This is a genomic window from Paracoccus sediminicola (assembly GCF_027912835.1).
GTDB classification, from domain to species: Bacteria; Pseudomonadota; Alphaproteobacteria; order Rhodobacterales; family Rhodobacteraceae; genus Paracoccus; species Paracoccus sediminicola.
Genome location: NZ_CP115768.1, coordinates 2,045,573 through 2,066,251, shown reverse-complemented (window position 1 = coordinate 2,066,251; position 20,679 = coordinate 2,045,573). Strand labels below are relative to the sequence as shown.

Sequence of the window (20,679 nt, the reverse complement as noted above, 5' to 3'; positions counted from 1 at the left end):
CCCGAATTACTGCCGCGTCGCCTGCCAGGCTTCTCCGCCCAGACGGAACGCGGCGCTCCGCAGACGGCCGACAAACCCCGCCGCCTCGACATTCTCGGCGGCCACCAGCGGCACATTCGCCGGACCCACACCCGGGATCTGGATCTGCAACATGCCCAGCCGGTCGCCTTCCGAGATCGGCGCCTGGATCGGGCCGGAATAGACCGCCTCGGCGGTCACGCCCTGTTCGGCGCCGATCGGCATCAGCACGTTCAGACCGTTCTGCGTGGTCAGCGCGACATTTGACTTCGCACCCAGCCAGACCGACGCCTCGGCAACGGTTTCGCCCTGCGGCACGACCTCTTTCATGGTGAAGTCGCGAAACGCCCATGCTGCGATCCGCTCGGCCTCCTCGGCGCGGGCGGCCTCGGTGGCCATGCCGGTCACAACGAAGATGACCCGCCGGTCGCCCTGCACGGCCGAGCCGACAAGCCCATAGCCTGCCTCTTCGGTGTGGCCCGTCTTCAGCCCGTCTGCGCCGATGCCGAGCTTCAGCAGCGGATTGCGATTAAAGCGGTTCGCCGGGGCGCGGTTGTCATAGGGAAACTCTGTCAGGGCAAAATATTTGTAGAGCTCGGGGAAATCATTGATGAGATGCTCGGCCAGGATGCCGAGATCATGCGCCGACATGACGTGATCGGGATGCGGCCAGCCCGACGAATTGGCGAAGTTGGAATTATTCATCCCGAGCGCCTTCGCCTTGTCGTTCATCTGTCGCGCGAAAGCGTCTTCGGTCCCCGCCAGCCCTTCGGCCACCACCACGCAAGCGTCATTGCCCGACAGAACGATGATGCCCTTGATCAGCTCTTCGACGGTGGGGCGGTCCTGTTCGTTCAGAAACATGGTGGACCCGGCCATCTGCCGCGCCTTGGTCGAGACCGGCAGCCGGGTGTCCATCTGCAAGCGACCGTCGCGCACCGCCTCGAACAGCATATAGACGGTCATCAGCTTCGACATCGAGGCGGGCGGCACGGCCTGATCGGCGTTCTTTTCCAGCAGCACCGTGCCGGTGCCGACATCATAGACCCAGGCGGTGCGGGCATTGGTTTCGAAAGCCAGTGCCTGGATCGGCAGCAGAAGGGCGAAAATGGCGATCAGAGCTGCGCGCATGGGGTGTGCCTGTCTTTTTGGGCGATATGCCGGATTTGAGGTCAGGATTACCGCATGACGGGCGCTGCCGCAACGATGTGCTGCGTCGCCGACCTGTGTCTCAGCCCATCCCCAGAGGATCGCGCCGGCGTTTGGCGCGCTGCGCATCCTGCCGGTCGCTGATGACAGCAATCACCGCCCAGCTGATGCAGTAAAACGCCCCAAGCGACAGGATGATCCAGCCAGGCACCGGCCCGATCGACGCACGCTCCAGCAGTTGCGCCGTGGATTCCAGCGGCGTCGGATGGACGATCAGCTTGCCCAGATAGGCGACGGTCTGAATCAGCAGAATCCAGATATAGTTGCGCCGGATCCGTCGTCCGACGGCGGTCCACATGCTGACGTGATAGCGCGGGTGCAGATAGTCGTCGGCCAGCCGGTCCTGCCAGTGCTCTTCCAGATGCAGATCGCCCTCGCGCAGCATGGGTGCATAGAAATGCAGCTCCATCCAGCGACAGCGGGCGCGCCAGACATTGAAATAGCGATAGCGCCGCGCCTCCTGCATGAGAAAGAAGATGATGAGGATCCCGACCAGAACCAGCGGCAGCGGCGAGGCCTGTGGCGCGGAATAGGTGATCGACAACGCCACGCCGAGCGTCACCACCGACCAGTTCGTGGTGGTATCGAGCCGGGTGCGCCAGATGGTCGAGCGATAGACCTCGCCGCGATAAAGATGCGCAATTGCCCCGATCTCGGCGGAGTCGAGCTTTTTGCGCGGCTTGCTGTCGTATTGCATCGCCCTGCCTCCCACATCGGCAAACTGGCAGGGATATGCCTGATCGGCAAGCAGTTCCGCCCGCGACTGGCGCGGCTGGCTCAGTCCGCGACGGCCTCGCGCCAGTGGCGGCGGCAGAGCGAGACATAGGTCTCGTTTCCGCCGACCTGCACCTGCGCGCCATCGGTCACAGCCTGCCCGTCCTCGCCGCGCCGGATCACCATCGTTGCCTTGCGTCCGCAATGACAGATCGTGCGCACCTCGCGCAGATCGTCTGCGAGCGCCAGCAGCGCCGCCGAGCCGGGGAACAGCTCGCCACGGAAATCGACGCGCAGCCCGTAAGCCATCACCGGAATGCCCAGATCGTCGGCAACGCGGGCGAGCTGCCAGACCTGATCGCGCGAAAGAAACTGCGCCTCGTCGACGAACACGCAGGAGAGCTGGCGTTCATCGGCGCCGATCAGCGCGAACAGATCCGCCTCGGGGCCAAAGGCCGTCGCCTCGCAGGAGATTCCGATCCGCGAGCCGATCCGGCCGGCTCCGGCCCGGTCGTCGAGAGAGGCGATCAGCAGCAGCGTCTCCATCCCGCGCTCGCGATAATTATACGAGGCCTGCAACAGCAGCGTGCTTTTGCCGGCATTCATGGTCGAATAATGGAAATACAGCTTGGCCATGGCCGGGGCATAGCGTCGCCCGGCCCGCCCGACAAGACAGAGAGGCGAGGGCAACCGGCTGATCGGGCTTGTAAAAGCGCGCACATCGTGGCAGATCGAAGCCGAGGCGGCGGCGATTCTGGCAGTGCGATTCATCGCGCTTCGTTTTCACATTCTTTACATCGCAGGTTTTCAGATGCGCGACCCGTTGTTTCGCATGGCCCTGATTCTAGGGCTTCTCTCCGCCGTCGGTCCGTTTGCGATCGACATGTATCTCCCCGCGCTGCGCAGCGTGGCAGAGGATCTCGGCACGACCGAGGCCGGCGCAGCGCAGACGCTGACCGCCTATTTCCTCGTCTTCGGAATCGCTCAGATGATCTATGGGCCAATGTCCGATGCGACAGGCCGCAAGACACCGCTGGTGATCGGCGTGGTGATCTTTCTGGTTGCGACCATCGCTGCCGCACTGGCGCCAAGCCTCGGCTGGCTTCTGGTGGCACGGGGGTTTCAGGGGCTGGGCGCGGCAACGCTGATGGTGGTGCCGCGCGCGGTGATCCGCGATATGGCGACCGGACCCGCGGCGGCGCGCATGATGGCGGCGATCATGATCGTCATCTCGATCTCGCCCATGCTCGCCCCGCTCAGCGGCTCGCTTGTGCTGGCCTGGGGCGACTGGCGCGACATTTTTGCCGTGCTCGCCGTCGCCGCCGCGCTGAGCCTCTGTCTAATCCTTTTCGTGCTGCCCGAAACCCTGCCGGAAACGCGCCGCCGCCCGATCCGACCCGCGCAGATGGCCGCGGGGATCAAGCTGCTGCTCACCGACCGGCGCTTTGTCGGGCTGACCATGATCGGTGCATTCGGCCTGTCGAGCTTCTTCGTGTTCCTGTCGACGGCGAGCTTTGTCTATACCGGCCAGTACGGGCTAGGGCCGACCGGCTTTTCGGTCGCCTTCGCGATCAATGCGATCGGCTTTTTCACGGCCTCGCAATTCGCCGGGCGGCTGGCCGAGAGGTTCGGGATGGAGCGGGTGATCTCGCTCGCCATCACCGCCTTTGCCAGCCTTCAGCTGCTTCTGACGACGCTCGTGTTGCTGGGGGTGGACGCGCTGCCGGTGGTGGTGGCGGGGCTGTTCGTGGCCAATGCCTGTCTCGGGCTGGTCATGCCGACGACGATGGTCATGGCGCTTGATCCGCATCCCGAGATCGCTGGTCTGGCCTCGTCGCTGGGCGGCACGATGCAGATGCTGACCGGTGGCATCATGATCGCCGTCGTGGCGCCGTTCATGGATAACAGCTCGGCCACGATGGTCCCTGCGATCGCATGCTGCGCGGTGCTGGCATGGCTGGCCGCGGCAGCCTCGCTGCCTCGACTGAGGTTTCGCGCGCGGGCCTGATCGAGCCGTCGCGGTGTCAGCCATGAGAAAGGCCGCGGGGGCGTAACCCCGCGGCCTTTTCCGTGTCGAATAGCAGCCTGCGGCTCAGGCGTTCTGACGGCTTTTAGGCTGACGCGAAGGGCGCCGGGCCGGGCGCTTCGAGGGCGCCGCATTGCCGCCCTGCCGCGGACGATTGCCCCCTCGGCCACGCCCGCGCGTAGCCGGCTTCTGCTCGGGCGGGGCCTCGCCGCCGATCACAGGGATCGCGGCTTTCATCGCCTTTTCGATGGCACGAAGCTCACCGATCTCGCCCGGCGCGCAGAAGGCGACGGCGCGCCCGTCGCGCCCGGCGCGTGCGGTGCGGCCGATGCGGTGGACATAGTTTTCGGGCACGTTCGGCAGGTCGTAATTATAGACATGCGCGACTTGCGGGATATCAAGCCCCCGCGCGGCGACATCGGTCGCCACCAGCACCTGCGTCTTGCCCTCACGGAACGAGCTCAGCGCGCGTTCCCGCTGGCCCTGGCTCTTATTGCCGTGGATCGCGGCGACCGAGAAGCCCCATTTGTCGAGCAGCTTGGCCAGTTTCTCCGAGCCGTATTTGGTGCGGCCGAAGACGATGGCCAGCTCGCCCGGATGCTTGGACATATATTCGGCCAGCAAGGCGGCCTTGTCGCCCTGATTGACGAAATGCACGCCCTGGTCGATCTTTTCGGCGGCCTTGCCCGGCGGGTTCACCTGCACACGCTCGGGGTTGTTCAGATAGGTCCCGGCGAGCTCTTCCATCAGCTTCGGCATGGTGGCCGAGAACAGCAGCGTCTGGCGCTGCGCAGGCAAGGTTTTCGCGATTCGGCGCAGCGCGTGGATAAAGCCGATATCCAGCATCTGGTCGGCCTCGTCGAGAACCAGATATTCGGTTTTTGACAGGTCCACCGCCTTGCGGTCCATCAGGTCGATCAGGCGGCCCGGCGTGGCGATCAGCACGTCGACCCCACGCTCGATCCGCTGGATCTGCACGTTGATCGAGGCGCCGCCGACGACGCGGAAGCTGCGGATCGGGGTGCCCTCGGCGAAGCTGTCCACGGCCTGCGCGATCTGGGTGGCGAGTTCGCGCGTGGGTGCAAGGATCAGGGCGCGGCAGGTGCCGGGCTCGGGCTTGCGGCCATGCGCCAGCAACCGGGTCAGCATGGGCAGCGAGAAGGCCGCTGTCTTGCCCGATCCGGTCTGGGCAAGTCCGAGGATATCAGTGCCTTGCACGATATGCGGAATGGATTGCTTCTGGATCGGCGTCGGCTCGGTCAGCCCCATCGGGGCCAGGTTGGCGTTGATCCGCGCGTCGATGCCCATCTCGAAGAACGGGCCGGTCTCGACCGGATCACGGGCCGGGGCGCGGCGGCGCCGGACATCGTCGGGGCGCGGGCCGCGCTGCGATTGCGGGCGGGGTTTCTGGCCGCGGCGGGGGCGGCGTTTTTCGGTATTCATATCAGTCATTCATCTCTGCCGCGCACCCGTATCGGGCGCGGCGTGGCGGCGCTGTGCCGCGAAGGGGTGCGGGCCATGATACGGCGGCCCGACGGTGCCCCTGCGTGTCTGTGGGAACCTGTTCAAAGCCCGGCCGCGACTGGCTGCACACGCGGCAGCACGCGGGTCCGGGGTTGGGCAGGAGATGAGGGTTCGGCGAAGAGAAGTCAAGCGCCGATGCACCGAAAGCCGCGCACACAGCGCGTACACAGCCTGTGCAAAGACTCTGAAAATAAGCGCAGGACATTGGCGCCGACCACTCGTGCTGAGGCGCGCGGCGCGTTCCCGTCAGCCGCGCTCCGCGCTGTCGAGCCAGATGGTAACCGGGCCGTCATTGATAAGCGCCACTTGCATTTCGGCGCCGAACTGGCCTGTGGCGACCTGAGGGCCGAGCGCGCCGAGAGCCTCGGCAAAGCGGCGATAAAGCGCCTCGCCCTCGGCAGGCGGCGCCGCAGCCGAGAAGCCGGGGCGGTTGCCGGAGCGCGTGTCGGCGGCAAGCGTGAACTGGCTGATGACCAGAGCGCCGCCGCCGGTGTCGACAAGCGAGCGGTTCATCTTGCCCTGCTCGTCGCGGAAGATGCGCAGCTTGGCCACGCGGGCGGCGAGCTTGTCCGCGGCACTGTCCTCATCGCCTTGCATGGCGCAGACCAGAATCAGCAGGCCGGGGCCGGTCTGTCCGATGACGCGGCCGTCGACGGTGACGGAGGCTTGGGTAACTCTCTGGATCAGGGCGCGCATGACGATGCCTCTTGCTGGCGGAACGCTATGAGACTGGCCGATCCCGGCGCGGATGTCATCCCGATGATGCCGGGCATTGCCTCTGCCGCCCCGATGCGGTCAGTTGCGCTTAGAGATCGAAAGGAGCCGATGATGGAAACCCGTTTTCACCTTGCCTATCACGTTCATGATCTGGAAGAGGCGCGCCGCTTTTACGGCGATGTTCTGGGATGCGCCGAGGGGCGGAGCACCGAAAGCTGGGTCGATTTTGATTTCTTCGGCCATCAGATCAGCCTGCATCTGGGCGAGGCTTTCGCCACCGCGCCGACGGGCAGGGTCGGGGATCACATGGTACCGATGCCGCATCTGGGGCTGGTGATGAAACAGGCCGATTGGCAGGCGCTGGCCGACCGGCTGAAAGCGGCGGGAACCGAATTCATCCTGCCGCCGCAGACGCGGTTCGCGGGCGAGCCGGGCGAGCAATCGACCATGTTCTTCACCGATCCGTCGGGCAATCCGATCGAGGTAAAGGGCTTTGCCGACTGGGACGGCATCTTCGCGACCTGATCGCGCGGCCCTTGCGCCGCAGGCGGGCGGAGGGACTCAGTAACCGCGCCGGTTGCCGGGGCGACGGTGCGCGGCTCACATTTCGGTGCCGGAACCGTGTCGGAACGCTCACGCAGTTGCGCGCGTTCGCCCTGCAACAATCGCCAACAGGTGATGTGCATGTAATTGGAAAGACAGCCATAAAGGACGCATGAAAAAATTCGCTCTCGCACTCGCGCCCGTCATCGCCCTTCTCGTTTCCGCCCCCGCAGCGCTGGCCGAGAAGATCCCGCTCAACAACATCTCGAACTACCTCAACAGCCTGACGACGCTGCAATCAGAGTTCACCCAGGTGAATCCCGACGGCACGATCTCGGCCGGGACGGTCTATATTCAGCGGCCGAACCGGGTGCGGTTCGAGTACAAGAATTCGGACCAGCTCATGCTTGCCTCGGCCGGGCAGGTTGCGGTGTTCGATGCCAAGTCGAACCAGGGGCCGCAGATCTATCCGCTGTCGAAAACGCCGCTATCGATCATTCTGGCGCCCAATGTGAATCTGGCGCGGCAGGGTATGGTGACCGGCCATAGCGAGCGCAAGAACACCACCGTGGTGACGGCGCAGGATCCGGCAAACCCGGAATACGGCAATATCGAGATGGTCTTCACCTCGCCGACCGAGCTGCGCCAGTGGGTTGTCACCGACGACACCGGCAAGAAGACCACGGTGATCCTGGGCGAGATGCGCAAGGGCGTCAGCTTCCAGCCCTCGACCTTTGTGATCGACAGCGAGCTGGCCCGCCGCGGGCTGTAAGTCGGCCGACTGCCTGATGTTTGCCTGAGAGGAATAGGGGCCGCTTGATGCGGCCCCATTCTTTTGACGGCGAAGGTTTAATCGTCGCCGGGCTCACGCCGCGCGGTGGATCAGAACTTCCACGAGGCGCGCAGGCCGGCGCTCCACGCATCAGCGTCGATGCCAGAGCCGCCGATATCCTCGAAATTATGTTCGAGTACCTCGAGGCTGACGATGCTGCGTTCATTCACGGCATAGGCGGCGCCAAGGCCGTAGAAACCACCCCATTCATCGCCAAGCCCGTCCACATCGACATTTGCGCGACCGGCGGCGACATAGACGAGCGCCGGGCCGATATCATAGCCGGCGGTGGCCTTAAGCCGCGTGACGCGATCGACCGAGATCGCGCCGGGGACGAGTTCCAGATCGGTCCAGTCGTTCTCCAGCTCGGCGCCGATGACCCATTGCCCGGCATCGAGCCGATAGCCGGCGTGAATGCCATAGGCCATGTCGTTTTCCTTCACGCCGTCGACGCTGGTATCGACTTCGAGATTGCCGATACCGGCACCGGCATAGAACCCCGACCAATCCTGAGCGACGGCCGGCGCCGTCGACAGCGCGAGCAGGGCCGCGCCCATCGCGAGATGTTTTGCCATGATGTTCCTCCAGTTGGATATGCATTGCCGCCAAGCGCCGCGCCTGCGGGCTGGAAGGGATACGTGCGGGCGTTGATGAATGTTTCATCCGGCCCCGGCGGACGGGATGACATTTTCGTGAACGCTGTCGTCACGTGCTGGTGACAGGTCAGAGCCGCGTGACGATGCGTTTTCCGAACAGGCGGTCCACATCCTCGGCGCGGCAGAGCCGGGTTGCCGGGGTCATGCAGGTGGCCGAGGCCATCGCCGCGCCAAGGCCTAGCGCGTCGGGCGGCGGCATGCCGCGCGCCGTGGCAAGCGTGAAGCCGGCGACGAAGCTGTCGCCTGCGCCCACCTTGCTGACGATCTTCACCGGGGCGGCCTCGGCATGCCAGGCGCCCTCGGCAGTCACGATGATATTGCCGTCCGAGCCGCGCGCGACGATCACCGATCGGGCGCTTCCCGTCTCGATCAGCGCTGCTGCGAAGGCGGCGGTATCGCTGCGCTCGGGCAGGGGTCGGCCAGCGAGCGTTTCGGCCTCGTGGCGATCCATGCGAAGAAGCGCCACGCCGTGCCCGCCCGAAGACACCGCCTTCAGCGCATTGCCGGAGGTATCCACGAAAAGATGCGCCCCCGTATCGCGCAAATGTTGCGCGAGCTGTGCGGCGTAGTCATCCGGCACGCCGGGCGGGTTCGAGCCCGACAGCACCACGTAACCGCCCTGCGCGGCATGTTCCGCGATCCGGTCGAACGAAATCGAGACGAGATCCGCGTCCCATTCCGGGCCGGGCATCATGAAACGGTATTGCAGCCCCGAGGCGCGGTCGGTCGCCACCAGCGATTGCCGCGTCTCGCCCGGCGCGTCGAGCCGGATCGGGTCCAGCCCCGCAGCGCGCAGCATCTCGTCCATCCGTTCGCCCGTATGGCCGCCAAGCGCCACCAGCGGGCGCGACGTCCCGCCCATCGCGGCAATGGCACGGCTGATATTGATCCCGCCGCCGCCCGGATCGACCTGCGGCGCGTCGCAGCGCAGCTTGACATCCGGGCGCACATGATCGGCCCCGGTGGAAAGGTCGAGCGCCGGGTTCAGCGTGACGGTGAGGATCGGAGCCTGATCCTGCGTCATTCCCACCACCGGTCGATACGTGCGATATCGTCATCCGACCAGCCGAAATGATGGGCGAGTTCATGCACCGTCACATGGGCGACCAGATCGGGCAGGGCGATGTCCCCGCGCTCGGCCCATTCGTCGAGGATCGCGCGGCGAAACAGCCAGATCGTGTCGGGGAAATGCTGTGGCTCGGACGGCGATTTTTCGGTCATCGGGATGCCGTCATAGATGCCGGTCAGTTCCAGCGGGTCGTCGGTTTCCAGCTCGTCCAGCATGTCGTCGGGGGCGAAATCCTCGACCCGCAGAACGATGTCCCTGGCATGGGGCGCAAAGGCCGGGGGCAGATTGGCGATGACCTCGCGGGCGATGGTCTCGATATCGTCATTCGACGGGGCGGTTCGGTCGGTCCAGTCCGGGGTCTGTTCGCTCATCGGCTTACCTCATTTGCCCCTGATATGGACAAAATCGGGATGATATGAAAGAGCGTCCGGGTCCAGAGGAACATAGCCATGACCACCACCCGTTTTGCGCCCTCGCCCACGGGGCATATCCATGTCGGCAATCTGCGCGCGGCGCTGTTCAACTATCTGATCGCGCGCAAGGCCGGGGGCACGTTCATCCTGCGGTTCGACGATACGGATCGCGAGCGGTCGAAACAGGAATACATGGACGGGATCAAACGCGATCTCGAATGGCTGGGGATCGAGTGGACGCGGATCGAGCAGCAGTCGAAGCGACTGGACCGTTATGAGGCCGTGCGCGAGCAGTTGCGTGCCGATGGCCGCATCTATGAGGTGTTCGAGACGCCGGGCGAGCTGGACCTGAAGCGCAAGAAGCAGCTGAACATGGGCAAGCCTCCGGTCTATGACCGCGCCGGGCTGGCGCTGTCGGACGCCGAAAAGGACGCGCTGCGGGCCGAGGGGCGGCAGGGTTACTGGCGCTTCCGGCTGGCGCATGAGCGGATCGAATGGGATGACCGGATCCTCGGCGATATTTCCATCGACGCGGCGTCGGTCAGCGATCCGGTTCTGATCCGGGCCGACGGGCAGGTTCTGTATACCTTCGCGTCCTCGGTGGACGATACCGATATGGGCGTGACGGATATCGTTCGTGGTTCGGATCACGTGACCAACACCGCGACGCAGATCCAGATCATCAAGGCGATTGGCGGGACCGTGCCGGTCTTTGGCCATCACTCCCTGCTGACCGGACCGCAGGGCGAGGAGCTGTCGAAGCGGCTCGGCTCGCTGGCGATCCGCGATCTGCGCGAGGCGGGCGTCGCCCCCGAGGCGCTGGTGTCGATGATGTCGCGGCTTGGATCGTCGCAGCCGGTGGAGCTGCTGACGATGGACGAGATCGCCGAAAGCTTCGATCTGTCGCGTTTCGGGTCGTCACCGACCAAGTTCGACGCCGAGGAGCTGTGGCCCCTGACCCGGCACCGCAACCAGTCGCTGCCCTTCGAGGCGGTTCGGGATCGCATCGCGGCGCTGGATGTGTCCGACGATCAGGCCGAACGCTTCTGGCGCGTGGCGTCGCAGAACATCACCACGCTGGACGATCTAGCGGGCTGGTGGCGCATCTTCAGCGAGGGCGCCGAGCCGGAGATCGCGCCGGAGGATCAGGAATTCATCAGCGAGGCCATGACGCTGCTGCCCCCGCCGCCCTATGACGACAACAGCTGGTCCGAGTTCACCTCGCGCGTCAAGGACGCCACCGGCCGCAAGGGCAAGGGCCTGTTCATGCCGCTGCGCAAGGCGCTGACCGGGCAGGCGCATGGGCCGGATATGGGCGATCTGATGCCCTTGTTGCAGGTGGTGAAGGCGAAGGGATAGGGGCGCGCTATGCCCCGATCGCGTCCCGTTCGGGATGCCGTCTTCTTCAAGCGCAAAGCCGGGGCTCCGCGCTGCCGCGCGGCGAAGTTACGATGGGGATAAGGGCCGGCTTCGCCTAGGTCGAAGGCTGCGATATGTGAGCCTCGCCGCCGGCGGTTTCCTTTACCGGTGGTCTCAGCCAACCGGAAAGGTCGCGCCCGATCATCTCGGCGGTCCTATCGACCTCGTCGCGATAATACTCGTTCAGCCGCTCGCGCAGATTGTCCGACAGGACCGGCAGTTCCGAGATGTTGAGCCGCTTCATCTTCCGCTTCTTGTCGTTGGTCCGAAAGGCCAGCATCTCGGGCGTGATATCGCAGGTCATGTCCAGGTCAGAAAAGACCTTCCGGATAAGCCCATGCGCATCGGTCTTGAGATCGTCGTAGAGATAGACGTGGATCGACGAGAAGAGGGCGCGATAATGGTCCAGGATCTCGGCATAACGACCGAGCCGCAGCATTCCATGATCTTCCACCAGATCGTCGATCACCGCGACCTGAGGTAGCCGACCCTTCATCATGTGGTGGGTATAGGCGGACAGATAGCGTTCCGCCGGATCGCGGAGCATCAGCAGAAGCGGGATATTTCCGAGCGCATTTCTGATCTCGGCCCCCGTGTCATTGCCGTGTCTGGGCAAGCGGAAATAATGCGGGGTCGATTCGTATATATAGGCTACGTCCTCCGGTGCGCCGGCGAAATGGGTCTGATACTCTTCCAGATCGCGCGACTTGCGCGTCCAGAACATAATTTCCTTCTTTTCGCTGCCCCAGAAACGCTCCGACTTGCCCAGTGCCTTGTGGAGCCACGTCGTGCCGCATTTCTGCGCGCCGATAATAAGCAAGTTCGGCAAGGTCATGTTAAAATCACCGTATCTGAAACTCTCGGACCGAGACCGTTCTGACCTGCGGTGGTAGCTGTCCCGCGACGATATGACAAGGTTATGACATATAAGCGCGTGATCGGCGCCCCCTGAAACCGACCGGATTTCGTCCCTGACGTAGCGTCAAATCGCAGCTCTGCCTTGCCGGGAAACGGCATCGGAAAAACCTGAGAATCGGCTTGACGCTTCCCGCACCCTCCCTTACATCGCCTCCACCCCACGAGGTGATCGGGGCGGAGTAGCTCAGTTGGTTAGAGCAGAGGAATCATAATCCTTGTGTCGGGGGTTCAAGTCCCTCCTCCGCTACCAGATCGGATTTTCCCGAAGATGCTGGAACGCAAGCCGCAATGTCGCCGCCGCGACAAATGCGTTCATTCGGCGACGGTCAGGATGTCGTCGAGCGGTTTCTTGATCTTGGCGACTTTCGGCACCTTGGCGTCATCGCGCGGATGGCCGACGGCGAGGATCATGATCGGCTTTTCATGATCCGGGCGGCCGAGCAGGCCGTTGAGGAATTTCATCGGGTTGGGGGTGTGCGTCAGAGACACGAGCCCGGCATGATGCAACGCGGCGAGCAGGAAGCCGGTGGCGATGCCGGTGCTTTCGGGGACGTAGTAGTTCTTGAACCGCGTCCCGTCGTCGAAATGGCCCCAACGCTGCGCGAAGATCACGATCAGCCAGGGCGCGTCTTCAAGATGGGGCTTTTCCGCGCTGGTGCCGATGGGTTCGAGCGCGCGCAGCCATTCGTCGCCCGCGCCTCCGTCATAGAAGCGGCGCTCTTCCTCTTCGGCGGCCTCGCGGATGCGCGATTTGATTGCCGGGTCAGCGATGGCGACGAAATGCCAGGGCTGGTGGTTGGCACCGGATGGTGCGGTTCCGGCGGTGCGGATGCAGGTCTCGATGATCTCGCGCGGGACCGGGCGGTCGGAATAGTCGCGCACCGTGTGGCGGCGGGTCATCAGATCATGGAAGGCCGCCGAGGCGGCGCGCATCTCGTCATCGCTCATCTCGGCGCGGTCGGGGAGGTCGATGGCCTCGTATTCGATATGATCGCGCGAGAACATACGGGCCTCCGTTGATGCGATGCGGCTGATCCGGGCCGGGCCCCCAAGGGGGCGCCGTCCATCTGGGTCAGAGCAGTTCGATGCTGTATTTCTCGATCACCGTGTTGGCGAGCAGCCCCTCGCACATACGGGTCAGCTCGGTCCGGGCGGTGTCGGGGTCGGTTTCGGCCAGATCAAGCTCGATGATCTTGCCCTGGCGGACCCCGTCCACCCCCTTATGGCCGAGACCGGCAAGCGCGTGGCGGATCGCCTCGCCCTGGGGGTCGAGAACGCCGTCTTTCAGCATGATGGTGACACGGGCCTTCATGGGCAATCCTCAGTTGATGAGCGTGGGTTTGACGAGAGAGGCGGTGTTGGCCGGCATCAGCCCAAGCCGGCGCGCGACCTCCGTATAGGCATCGGTCAGGTTGCCCAGATCGCGGCGGAACACATCCTTGTCGAGTTTCTGCCCGGTTTTCACATCCCACAGCCGGCAGGAATCGGGGCTGATTTCGTCGGCCACGATCAGCCGCATGAAATCGCCGTCCCAGACGCGGCCGATTTCGATCTTGAAATCCACCAGCTTGATGCCGACGCCGAAGAACACCCCCGACAGGAAGTCGTTTACCCGCAGTGCGAGGCTGACGATGTCGTCCAGATCCTGCTGCGAGGCCCATCCGAAGGCGATGACATATTCCTCGGAGACCATCGGATCGCCGAGTTCGTCATTCTTGAAGCTGTATTCGACGATGGGGCGGGGAAGCTGGGTGCCCTCTTCCAGCCCGAGCCGCTTGGCGAGGCTTCCGGCGGCGAAGTTGCGCACGATCACCTCGAGCGGGACGATCTCGACCTGCCGGATCAGCTGCTCGCGCATATTGATGCGGCGGATGAAATGGTTCGGCACGCCGATATTGGTCAGCCCCTGCATGAAGAATTCCGAGAGGCGGTTGTTCAGCACGCCCTTGCCCTCGATCGTGGCTTTCTTCTGCGCGTTGAAGGCGGTGGCGTCGTCCTTGAAATACTGGATCAGCGTGCCCGGCTCGGTTCCTTCGTAAAGGATCTTGGCTTTGCCTTCGTAGATTTTCTTGCGCCGGGGTGCCATGAGCTGCGCTGTCCTTTCAGGGCAGGAAGTGTCGCCCCGGCTATAGGGCGAAAGCGCCCGCGCGGCAATACTGGCGCGGCTCGCCGCGATACAGGGTTGTGGTATAATGGCAGGAGAGGCATATGAAGGCACAGGTTTCAGGGAGACGCGAATGACCACTTTCGACGACCGCGAACGCTCATACGAGGCGAAATTCGCCCGCGACGCCGATTTGCAGTTCAAGGCCGAGGCGCGGCGCAACCGGCTGCTGGGTGAGTGGGCCGCCGAATTGTTGGGCAAGACCGGCGAAGACGCCAAGAGCTATGCGCTGACCGTCGTCACCTCGGATTTCGAAGAGCCGGGTGACGAGGATGTCTATCGCAAGCTCGCCGCCGATCTTGAGGGCAAGGCCGATGAGGCCACGATCCGCGCCAAGATGGCCGAGCTGACCGGCGTGGCGCGCAAGCAGATCATCGACGAAAGCTGAGCCGCCCGAGGACGGTGAACACCGGTATTCAGCACAGGGGCCCGGCAGAGATGCCGGGCCCTTTTCCATGCGCCCGGCACCGCGAACCCTGTTGCGGATCGGCCCCGTTTCTTGGCGAAAAATGGGGTTAACCTTGTTTAACAGCGCATCTCACGGCACTGTGAGGGTCGTCCGCGTCGGGATTTTCGTCCCGAAGGAGACGCGGCTCAACGATAAGGACGAAGGACCATTCATCAGAGGGAGACGCGCGACCCATGACCGATGCGGATGAAGAATTAAACCACGGCATACCCGCGCCAGAGGGGCAGACCAATCTCATCGAGACCGATTACGAGATTGGCCAGAACAACATCACCACGCAGGTCGGACCTTTCGGCCTGGACATTCACAACCCGGTCTTCGTGATCTCGGGGCTCGCCATCGTTGCCTTCGTTTTCTATGCGCTGGCGCTGCCCGAGCAGGCCGAGAATATCTTCGGGGCGCTGCGGCCCTGGCTGACCTCGACCTTTGCCTGGTTCTTCATCGGGGCCGGCAATATCTTCGTGCTGTTCTGCCTGTTCCTGATTGTGAGCCCTTGGGGCAAAGTGCGCCTTGGCGGCACGGATGCAACGCCGGATTACGGCTATCCCGGCTGGTTCGCGATGCTGTTTGCGGCCGGGATGGGGATCGGGCTGATGTTCTATGGCGTGTCCGAGCCGATGACGCATTTCGACACCTCGCTGGCCGGGCCGGTCGTCGAGGATGGCGCGCGCAGCGACTGGGCGCCGCTTGGCGGCGCGCAGGGCGATGAACAGGCGGCGATAAATCTCGGCATGGCTGCGACCATCTATCACTGGGGGCTGCACCCCTGGGCGATGTATGCGGTGGTGGCGCTCGCGCTGGCGCTTTTCAGCTATAACAAGGGACTGCCGCTGACGGTGCGTTCGGCATTTTATCCGATCTTCGGGGAACGGATCTGGGGCTGGACGGGCCATGTCATCGACGTGCTCGCGGTGTTTGCGACGCTGTTCGGGCTGGCCACCTCGCTGGGTTATGGCGCGACACAGGCCAATGCCGGGCTGAATTTCCTGTTCGGGATGCCGGTCGGGATCACATCCGAGGTGCTGCTTATCAGCGGGATCACCGCGGTGGCGCTCGTGTCGGTGGTGCGCGGTCTCGACGGCGGGGTGAAGATCCTGTCCGAGCTGAATATGGGCGTTGCCTTCACACTGATGATCTTCGTGCTGATCGTCGGGCCGACCGCGGCGATCCTGTCGATCTTCTGGGAGTCCATCATCGCCTATTTCGGCTATCTGCCGGCGCTGTCGCAGCCCTTTGCGCGCGAGGACGCGAATTACTCGCAAGGCTGGACCGCCTTCTACTGGGCCTGGTGGATCTCGTGGTCACCCTTCGTCGGCATGTTCATCGCGCGGGTGTCGCGCGGCCGCACGGTGCGCGAGTTCATCATCTGCGTGCTGCTGATCCCCAGCTTCGTCTGCATCCTGTGGATGTCGGTCTTCGGCGGCACCGCGATCACCCAGTTCGTGCAGGACGGTGTGACGACGGTGAAGGAAGCGGATCTCGAATTGCAGCTTTTCGAGATGCTGCGCGGGTTGCCCCTGACGCAGATCACCTCGTTCATCGGCATCGTGCTGGTGATCGTGTTCTTCGTGACCTCGTCCGATTCCGGCTCGCTGGTGATCGACACGATCACCGCCGGCGGCAAGATCGACGCGCCGATGCCGCAGCGCGTGTTCTGGTGCATCTTTGAAGGCGCGGTGGCGATTGCACTGCTTGTGGGCGGCGGGCTTGCCTCGTTGCAGGCGGCGGTGCTGTCCACGGGGCTGCCTTTCACGGTGGTTCTGCTTCTGATGTGCTGGGCGATCATCAAGGGGCTGCGCAGCGAGCAACGCTGAGCCGCAAGAATTGACGCGACGTGGAAACGCCCGCCGGCTCTGGCGGGCGTTTCTGCGTTCACGGGTGTTCTGATCCGGCTGCGGCGCGGGTCAGTCCCTGCCTGCTCCCAGGCCCGCCCGCATCATCAGTCGCCGCACAGGAGCGATGCCGTAAAGCGCCCCGAGACCGGCGGCGCGCAGGTCGCGCAGCGGGCGCGGCGCGATCATGCTGGTGCGGTTCAAAAGGTCGATGCCGCTCATCCGCATCCGCGCTTCAGGCCAGCGTCGGCGCTGATATTCGTCGAGGCTGTCGCGGCTGCCCGGCTCCCCGCGCGACAGGTCGAGCAGCAGGCTCAGATCGGCGAGGCTCATGTTCAGCCCTTGCGCCCCGATTGGCGGCAGCACATGCGCGGCCTCGGCGATCAGCGCGGTGCGGCGCCCGGTAAACCTCGCGGCAAGCTGGCTGACGATCGGCCAGGAGCTGAGCCGCGTGACCGGGGTGAGATGCCCGAGAATACCTGTCGAGCGGGCGTTCAGTGCTGCTTCGAATGTGTCGTTGGGAAGGCGCAGAAGCCGCTCGACCTCAGGGCCGCGTTCCAGCCAGACCACGGCCGAGCAGGGTTTGCCGTCACGGTCGGGCAGGGGGACCAGCGTAAACGGTCCGCCCGAGCGATGGATCTCGGTCGAGATATTGCGGTGCGGCAACTCATGGGTGACGGCAAAGGCGAGGGCTTTCTGCCCGTAGCGCGTGGTCCTGACCGGGATTCCGAGGGCGTTGCGGATCACCGAATCCCGCCCATCGGCGCCGATCACCAGCCGTGCGGCAATGCGGCTGCCATCGGAGAGACGGGCGATGGCTTCGTCTTCCCGGGTAACGAGTTCCTCGGTGCCGGTGCCGGGGCGGAACTCGACATTCGGCATGTCGTCGATGAGCGCGGCGGCCTCGCGCCGGACCAGCCAGTTGGGCAGGTTGTACCCGAATGGCGCCTCGGAGATGTCGGCGGCGTCGAATTCGCGCACCAGCCGCGCCTCGGGGGTGGCGCCGCCCGCGTCGATGATGCGCATGATCTGGAGCGGGGCGGCATGAGCAGACAGACGCGCCCACAGACCGGAACGTTCGAACAGGCGGATCGAAGGTTGCAGAAACGCCGTCGTGCGGAGATCCGCGCCGCCTTCTTCCTCGGCGGTAATCGGCGGGGCGGGATCGACGCAGATAACCCGATGGCCATCGGCCCCGAAGGCAGCAGCGGCGATGAGACCCGCCATGCCGCCGCCAGAGATCAGGATATCGGTGCGGTGCGGCGCCTCCATCCCGTTCAACGATCCGTCAGAAGGCCGGGCACCGCCGCAGCGCCCAGCCCGGTGCCGCCCAGCGTTTCGGCTTTCGCCACGATCACCTCTTCAGCCATGTAGTGTCTCCTTGATGCCGCACGGGGAAGGCCGCGTCCGGCAAAGACCCTGCCAGAGGGCCGCCGCTCAGACAAGCGCGCCGAGAAACGCGGCAAGGTCGCCGGTGCGGTGATGGACATGCGGACCGTGGCTGTGATCGGGCGCGAGTTCGTCCGGTCCGTGCCGCCCTTCGCCGACCAGAACCGTCTGCATCCCGAGCCTCGCGGGGACTTCCAGATTGCGCGGATCATCCTCGAACATGGCGGCGCTGCGCGGGTCGAGCCCATCCGCCTCGATCACCGCGGCATAGGCGCGCGCGTCCGGCTTTGGGCGAAATCCGACCTCTTCGATGCCGTAAACTTTTTCGAACAGATCCAGCCCGAGCCGGTCCAGCACCTTTCCGGCATAGCGCGAGTCGGCATTGGTGTGGATGATCTTCCGGCCCGGCAGCGCGGCGATCGCGCGACGCAAGCTGGGCGACGGGTCGAGCACCGAAAAGTCGATATCATGCACATCGAGCAGATAGGCATGTGGGTCAATGTCGTGTTCGCGCATCAGCCCGGCAAGCGTCGTCCCGTAATCGCGCCAATAGCTGGCCCGCAGCCGGTTCGCCTCGTCCGCGCCAACGCCGAGCGAGCGCTGAAGATGCGCCGTCATGCGGGTCTCGATCTGGGCGAACAGCGCTGCTTCGGGCGGGTAGAGCGTGTTATCGAGATCGAAGATCCAGGTGGTCACATGAGAAAAAGTCATTGTGGGTTGATAGGCATGCCGGAGATGCGACGCAATGCCGTGCGGCACATGGGGCGCGCTCAGCGCTACGAAGGTGACGCTATGGAAAGCTGGCTGCTTGGCGCGAGAAATCGCGACGTGACATGAGAGGTAAGGGCACAAGAATTTAGGTTTGGCGTCAGGGACTTGAGAGTCTCTGCTCTGCCTGTCTTGGGTCGAGACGAAGGCGTTTCGGGTGCTCTACGCTCATTTTCAAGATGCGAGCTAACAAAAGATAGTGGAACGCAGCCCTGCGTCACGAACTTGTGTGAATAAGTCGTCAATGCCGTCGCGCGCTGGATGTTTGCCAGCGCATCGCGGCGAAGGCGGCGACATTGGGGAATCCGGTCACCGGATCTGTTCAAGGCCGTTTCATGCGGCCCTTTTTGGCCCTCTGGCGCGCGTCAGAGGGGCGGGTTCTGCGTCGAATTCACGGCGAGGGCCTAATAAGTTCAACGGGAAGGAGTCATTTATGACCAACCAGAAAACGCTTCGTCCGCTTCTGCTGGGCACCGCGATATCGCTGTCGTTTGCGGCGGCGGGTCACAGCCAGCAGCTTGACGTCAACCTCGAAGCGCTGAGCGGCAAGTCGGCGGAATGCCAGGCGCTCGGCCAGTGGCTGAGCGAGAACGAGCTGCCCTCCGACGCGGTCGAGCCGCGCGCCATTGCCGATGCGATCAACGGCGACAATGCCGAGCAGTGCGCCGAGCTGGAAATGCAGGTTGCGCAGGCCGGTGATGCGATGCCCGCCGAGGGTGAAGAGGCTACCGCAGACGCCGAGGCCACCGAAGAGGTGACCGAGGAAGCCACCGCTGAAGCCGATGCCGAAGTCGACGTTGAAGCTGATGCTGATGCTACTGCCGAGGCAAGCGACGAAGCCGAGATCACCGAAGAGGTCAATGTCGCGGAGAATATCGAGGTCCAGGGCGAAGCTGTCGTCAACGTCCCCGAACCGGATGTCGATGTGCGCGTGCCTCAGCCCGAGGTAACGGTGACCACCATGGCTCCGCAGGTCGATGTGAACGAGCCTCCGACCCAGATCGAGATCGAGCAGCAGCAGCCCGAGGTTGCCGTCGAGATCCCGGAAATCATCGTGCGTGTCGATATCCCCGCGCCGCGCATCTACATGCTGCAGGGCGAGCCGGAGGTCACTGTGACTGCCGCAGACCCGCAGGTCGAAGTTGTGCAAGGAGAGCCGGAAGTCACGGTTACGCAGGGCCAGCCGCAGCTTGATGTTGATCTCGGCCTGGGTGAAGACGGCGCGGATGCCGACGCCGATGTCGATGCAGCCGATGGCGAGGCGATGGCCGCTGCCGATGGCGAAGAGCAGTCGGTCGATGGCAATGTCGAGATCGCCGCAGAGCAGCCGATCGTGCAGCTGGTGCAGTCCGAGGACGCGCCGCAGGTGACCTATAGCCAGGCCGACCCCGAGCTGAGCTTCGTCAATGCCGAGGCGAATGTCACCGTGGTGATGACCGAAGAGCCGACCGTCGAAGTGACCATGGGCGGCGACCCGACGGTTACCTTCGAGAGCGCCGAAGAGCGTGAGCAGCGTCAGGCCGGTGCAGCCGAGGCGAATGCCGCCGAGGGTGAAGAAGCTCCCGCAGAGGCCGAAGAAGCCGCTGCGGCGGGCGACGCCGCTGCGCTGACCGTCGGCGACGTGCTGGGCATGAACGTGCTCGACGCCAATGGCGAAGATGTCGGCGAGCCGGAAGCCATCATCGAGACCGATGCCGGGCAGCAGCTCGTCTTCTCGAATGGCGGGTTCCTGAACATCGGCGACACCGATGTGGCCGTGCCGCTGAACCGTGTCATGATGGACGGCGAGAACCTCGTCCTCGGCGAACTGACCGAGGAAGAGATCCAGGCTGCCGAGGACTTCGAGTATGACTCGAGCCTGGCTCTGGACGACGACCAGCCGGCGATGCTCGGTCAATAAGATCTGATCCGGTCGCTCCGCCATGTGCGGGGCGGGTGATCCCGGTGCCCGGCGCGTCACGCGCCGGGCATTTTGCGTCTGCCGGGGCAAGATGAAACG

General features: G+C 64.2%; 21 protein-coding genes and 1 tRNA gene. 8 read left to right on the top strand and 14 right to left on the bottom strand.

Features of this window, described 5'->3' with window-relative positions; genetic code table 11:
* Positions 1-6: 6 nt before the first annotated feature.
* The 3 genes from PAF18_RS10210 to PAF18_RS10200 all read right to left on the bottom strand — a co-directional run bounded on the left by PAF18_RS10210 (position 7) and on the right by PAF18_RS10200 (position 2,577).
* Positions 7-1,149 (bottom strand): D-alanyl-D-alanine carboxypeptidase family protein, encoded by a 1,143-nt coding sequence (locus PAF18_RS10210; RefSeq protein ID WP_271115617.1) that lies wholly within the window; start codon positions 1,147-1,149, stop codon positions 7-9.
* A 100-nt stretch (positions 1,150-1,249) separates the two neighbouring features.
* Positions 1,250-1,924 (bottom strand): DUF2270 domain-containing protein, encoded by a 675-nt coding sequence (locus PAF18_RS10205; RefSeq protein ID WP_271115616.1) that lies wholly within the window; start codon positions 1,922-1,924, stop codon positions 1,250-1,252.
* Positions 1,925-2,004: 80 nt separating this feature from the next.
* Positions 2,005-2,577 (bottom strand): thymidine kinase, encoded by a 573-nt coding sequence (locus PAF18_RS10200; RefSeq protein WP_271118107.1) that lies wholly within the window; start codon positions 2,575-2,577, stop codon positions 2,005-2,007.
* A 175-nt stretch (positions 2,578-2,752) separates the two neighbouring features.
* Here PAF18_RS10200 and PAF18_RS10195 point away from each other — a divergent pair, with 175 nt between their 5' ends.
* The gene (locus PAF18_RS10195; RefSeq protein ID WP_271115615.1) at positions 2,753-3,949 is read left to right on the top strand and encodes a multidrug effflux MFS transporter; all 1,197 of its coding nucleotides are present in this window, start codon (positions 2,753-2,755) and stop codon (positions 3,947-3,949) included.
* Positions 3,950-4,033: 84 nt separating this feature from the next.
* Here PAF18_RS10195 and PAF18_RS10190 read toward each other — a convergent pair whose 3' ends face one another.
* Together PAF18_RS10190 and dtd are read right to left on the bottom strand one after the other, a co-directional pair.
* The gene (locus PAF18_RS10190; protein WP_271118106.1) at positions 4,034-5,275 is read right to left on the bottom strand and encodes a DEAD/DEAH box helicase; all 1,242 of its coding nucleotides are present in this window, start codon (positions 5,273-5,275) and stop codon (positions 4,034-4,036) included.
* Positions 5,276-5,737: 462 nt separating this feature from the next.
* A complete protein-coding gene (gene dtd / locus PAF18_RS10185; RefSeq protein WP_271115614.1) occupies positions 5,738-6,187 on the bottom strand; it encodes a D-aminoacyl-tRNA deacylase in 450 nt (149 codons plus the stop codon).
* Between the two features lie 132 nt (positions 6,188-6,319).
* Between dtd and PAF18_RS10180 the strand changes: the two genes are divergently transcribed.
* Both PAF18_RS10180 and PAF18_RS10175 read left to right on the top strand, forming a co-directional pair.
* Complete coding sequence (locus PAF18_RS10180; RefSeq protein ID WP_271118105.1) at positions 6,320-6,733, top strand: VOC family protein; 414 nt, start codon at positions 6,320-6,322, stop codon at positions 6,731-6,733.
* A gap of 190 nt (positions 6,734-6,923) precedes the next feature.
* Positions 6,924-7,523, top strand: coding sequence for a LolA family protein (locus PAF18_RS10175; RefSeq protein ID WP_271115613.1), 600 nt, complete (start codon positions 6,924-6,926; stop codon positions 7,521-7,523).
* A gap of 110 nt (positions 7,524-7,633) precedes the next feature.
* Here the strand turns inward: PAF18_RS10175 and PAF18_RS10170 are convergent, their stop codons facing one another.
* The 3 genes from PAF18_RS10170 to PAF18_RS10160 form a co-directional block, all read right to left on the bottom strand.
* Positions 7,634-8,158: an outer membrane beta-barrel protein gene (locus tag PAF18_RS10170; RefSeq protein WP_271115612.1), complete on the bottom strand. Its 525-nt coding sequence runs from the start codon at positions 8,156-8,158 to the stop codon at positions 7,634-7,636.
* A 148-nt stretch (positions 8,159-8,306) separates the two neighbouring features.
* Positions 8,307-9,263: a 1-phosphofructokinase family hexose kinase gene (locus PAF18_RS10165; RefSeq protein WP_271115611.1), complete on the bottom strand. Its 957-nt coding sequence runs from the start codon at positions 9,261-9,263 to the stop codon at positions 8,307-8,309.
* Complete coding sequence (locus PAF18_RS10160; protein ID WP_271115610.1) at positions 9,260-9,679, bottom strand: metallopeptidase family protein; 420 nt, start codon at positions 9,677-9,679, stop codon at positions 9,260-9,262. Before PAF18_RS10160 ends, PAF18_RS10165 begins: the two co-directional genes overlap by 4 nt.
* 78 nt (positions 9,680-9,757) lie before the next feature.
* Between PAF18_RS10160 and gltX the strand changes: the two genes are divergently transcribed.
* Positions 9,758-11,080 carry a glutamate--tRNA ligase gene (gene gltX / locus PAF18_RS10155; protein WP_271115609.1) on the top strand — a complete coding sequence of 441 codons (1,323 nt, stop codon included), beginning with the start codon at positions 9,758-9,760 and terminating at the stop codon, positions 11,078-11,080.
* Between the two features lie 115 nt (positions 11,081-11,195).
* Here the strand turns inward: gltX and PAF18_RS10150 are convergent, their stop codons facing one another.
* Positions 11,196-11,975: a sulfotransferase domain-containing protein gene (locus tag PAF18_RS10150; RefSeq protein WP_271115608.1), complete on the bottom strand. Its 780-nt coding sequence runs from the start codon at positions 11,973-11,975 to the stop codon at positions 11,196-11,198.
* 256 nt (positions 11,976-12,231) lie between these two features.
* Between PAF18_RS10150 and PAF18_RS10145 the strand changes: the two genes are divergently transcribed.
* Positions 12,232-12,308: transfer RNA gene (locus PAF18_RS10145), tRNA-Met, on the top strand.
* Positions 12,309-12,370: 62 nt separating this feature from the next.
* Here PAF18_RS10145 and PAF18_RS10140 read toward each other — a convergent pair.
* The 3 genes from PAF18_RS10140 to purC all read right to left on the bottom strand — a co-directional run bounded on the left by PAF18_RS10140 (position 12,371) and on the right by purC (position 14,144).
* Positions 12,371-13,063, bottom strand: coding sequence for a nitroreductase family protein (locus tag PAF18_RS10140; RefSeq protein WP_271115607.1), 693 nt, complete (start codon positions 13,061-13,063; stop codon positions 12,371-12,373).
* Positions 13,064-13,130: 67 nt separating this feature from the next.
* Complete coding sequence (gene purS / locus PAF18_RS10135; protein ID WP_271115606.1) at positions 13,131-13,370, bottom strand: phosphoribosylformylglycinamidine synthase subunit PurS; 240 nt, start codon at positions 13,368-13,370, stop codon at positions 13,131-13,133.
* Positions 13,371-13,379: 9 nt separating this feature from the next.
* Positions 13,380-14,144, bottom strand: coding sequence for a phosphoribosylaminoimidazolesuccinocarboxamide synthase (gene purC / locus PAF18_RS10130; RefSeq protein WP_271115605.1), 765 nt, complete (start codon positions 14,142-14,144; stop codon positions 13,380-13,382).
* 151 nt (positions 14,145-14,295) lie between these two features.
* Here purC and PAF18_RS10125 point away from each other — a divergent pair, with 151 nt between their 5' ends.
* Positions 14,296-14,610, top strand: a complete 315-nt coding sequence (locus tag PAF18_RS10125; RefSeq protein ID WP_271115604.1) for a DUF1476 domain-containing protein — start codon at positions 14,296-14,298, stop codon at positions 14,608-14,610.
* 254 nt (positions 14,611-14,864) lie between these two features.
* Positions 14,865-16,505 (top strand): BCCT family transporter, encoded by a 1,641-nt coding sequence (locus tag PAF18_RS10120; RefSeq protein WP_271115603.1) that lies wholly within the window; start codon positions 14,865-14,867, stop codon positions 16,503-16,505.
* Positions 16,506-16,595: 90 nt separating this feature from the next.
* Here PAF18_RS10120 and PAF18_RS10115 read toward each other — a convergent pair whose 3' ends face one another.
* Together PAF18_RS10115 and PAF18_RS10110 are read right to left on the bottom strand one after the other, a co-directional pair.
* Complete coding sequence (locus tag PAF18_RS10115; RefSeq protein WP_271115602.1) at positions 16,596-17,795, bottom strand: UbiH/UbiF family hydroxylase; 1,200 nt, start codon at positions 17,793-17,795, stop codon at positions 16,596-16,598.
* Positions 17,796-17,960: 165 nt separating this feature from the next.
* A complete protein-coding gene (locus PAF18_RS10110) occupies positions 17,961-18,623 on the bottom strand; it encodes a pyrimidine 5'-nucleotidase (protein ID WP_271115601.1) in 663 nt (220 codons plus the stop codon).
* A gap of 490 nt (positions 18,624-19,113) precedes the next feature.
* Between PAF18_RS10110 and PAF18_RS10105 the strand changes: the two genes are divergently transcribed.
* Positions 19,114-20,580, top strand: a complete 1,467-nt coding sequence (locus PAF18_RS10105; protein ID WP_271115600.1) for a PRC-barrel domain-containing protein — start codon at positions 19,114-19,116, stop codon at positions 20,578-20,580.
* The last annotated feature ends 99 nt before the right edge of the window (positions 20,581-20,679 follow it).

What these genes read in the sequence shown, in the direction of transcription:
- gltX (WP_271115609.1), top strand. Translation starts at nt 9,758, where the DNA reads ATGACCACCACCCGTTTTGCGCCCTCGCCCACGGGGCATATCCATGTC.
- PAF18_RS10105 (WP_271115600.1), top strand. Translation starts at nt 19,114, where the DNA reads ATGACCAACCAGAAAACGCTTCGTCCGCTTCTGCTGGGCACCGCGATA.
- PAF18_RS10190 (WP_271118106.1), bottom strand. Translation starts at nt 5,275, where the DNA reads ATGGGCATCGACGCGCGGATCAACGCCAACCTGGCCCCGATGGGGCTG.
- PAF18_RS10180 (WP_271118105.1), top strand. Translation starts at nt 6,320, where the DNA reads ATGGAAACCCGTTTTCACCTTGCCTATCACGTTCATGATCTGGAAGAG.
- PAF18_RS10140 (WP_271115607.1), bottom strand. Translation starts at nt 13,063, where the DNA reads ATGTTCTCGCGCGATCATATCGAATACGAGGCCATCGACCTCCCCGAC.
- PAF18_RS10120 (WP_271115603.1), top strand. Translation starts at nt 14,865, where the DNA reads ATGACCGATGCGGATGAAGAATTAAACCACGGCATACCCGCGCCAGAG.
- PAF18_RS10210 (WP_271115617.1), bottom strand. Translation starts at nt 1,149, where the DNA reads ATGCGCGCAGCTCTGATCGCCATTTTCGCCCTTCTGCTGCCGATCCAG.
- PAF18_RS10195 (WP_271115615.1), top strand. Translation starts at nt 2,753, where the DNA reads ATGCGCGACCCGTTGTTTCGCATGGCCCTGATTCTAGGGCTTCTCTCC.
- PAF18_RS10110 (WP_271115601.1), bottom strand. Translation starts at nt 18,623, where the DNA reads ATGACTTTTTCTCATGTGACCACCTGGATCTTCGATCTCGATAACACG.
- PAF18_RS10170 (WP_271115612.1), bottom strand. Translation starts at nt 8,158, where the DNA reads ATGGCAAAACATCTCGCGATGGGCGCGGCCCTGCTCGCGCTGTCGACG.
- PAF18_RS10165 (WP_271115611.1), bottom strand. Translation starts at nt 9,263, where the DNA reads ATGACGCAGGATCAGGCTCCGATCCTCACCGTCACGCTGAACCCGGCG.
- PAF18_RS10175 (WP_271115613.1), top strand. Translation starts at nt 6,924, where the DNA reads ATGAAAAAATTCGCTCTCGCACTCGCGCCCGTCATCGCCCTTCTCGTT.
- PAF18_RS10150 (WP_271115608.1), bottom strand. Translation starts at nt 11,975, where the DNA reads ATGACCTTGCCGAACTTGCTTATTATCGGCGCGCAGAAATGCGGCACG.
- purC (WP_271115605.1), bottom strand. Translation starts at nt 14,144, where the DNA reads ATGGCACCCCGGCGCAAGAAAATCTACGAAGGCAAAGCCAAGATCCTT.
- PAF18_RS10125 (WP_271115604.1), top strand. Translation starts at nt 14,296, where the DNA reads ATGACCACTTTCGACGACCGCGAACGCTCATACGAGGCGAAATTCGCC.
- PAF18_RS10205 (WP_271115616.1), bottom strand. Translation starts at nt 1,924, where the DNA reads ATGCAATACGACAGCAAGCCGCGCAAAAAGCTCGACTCCGCCGAGATC.
- purS (WP_271115606.1), bottom strand. Translation starts at nt 13,370, where the DNA reads ATGAAGGCCCGTGTCACCATCATGCTGAAAGACGGCGTTCTCGACCCC.
- dtd (WP_271115614.1), bottom strand. Translation starts at nt 6,187, where the DNA reads ATGCGCGCCCTGATCCAGAGAGTTACCCAAGCCTCCGTCACCGTCGAC.
- PAF18_RS10160 (WP_271115610.1), bottom strand. Translation starts at nt 9,679, where the DNA reads ATGAGCGAACAGACCCCGGACTGGACCGACCGAACCGCCCCGTCGAAT.
- PAF18_RS10115 (WP_271115602.1), bottom strand. Translation starts at nt 17,795, where the DNA reads ATGGAGGCGCCGCACCGCACCGATATCCTGATCTCTGGCGGCGGCATG.
- PAF18_RS10200 (WP_271118107.1), bottom strand. Translation starts at nt 2,577, where the DNA reads ATGGCCAAGCTGTATTTCCATTATTCGACCATGAATGCCGGCAAAAGC.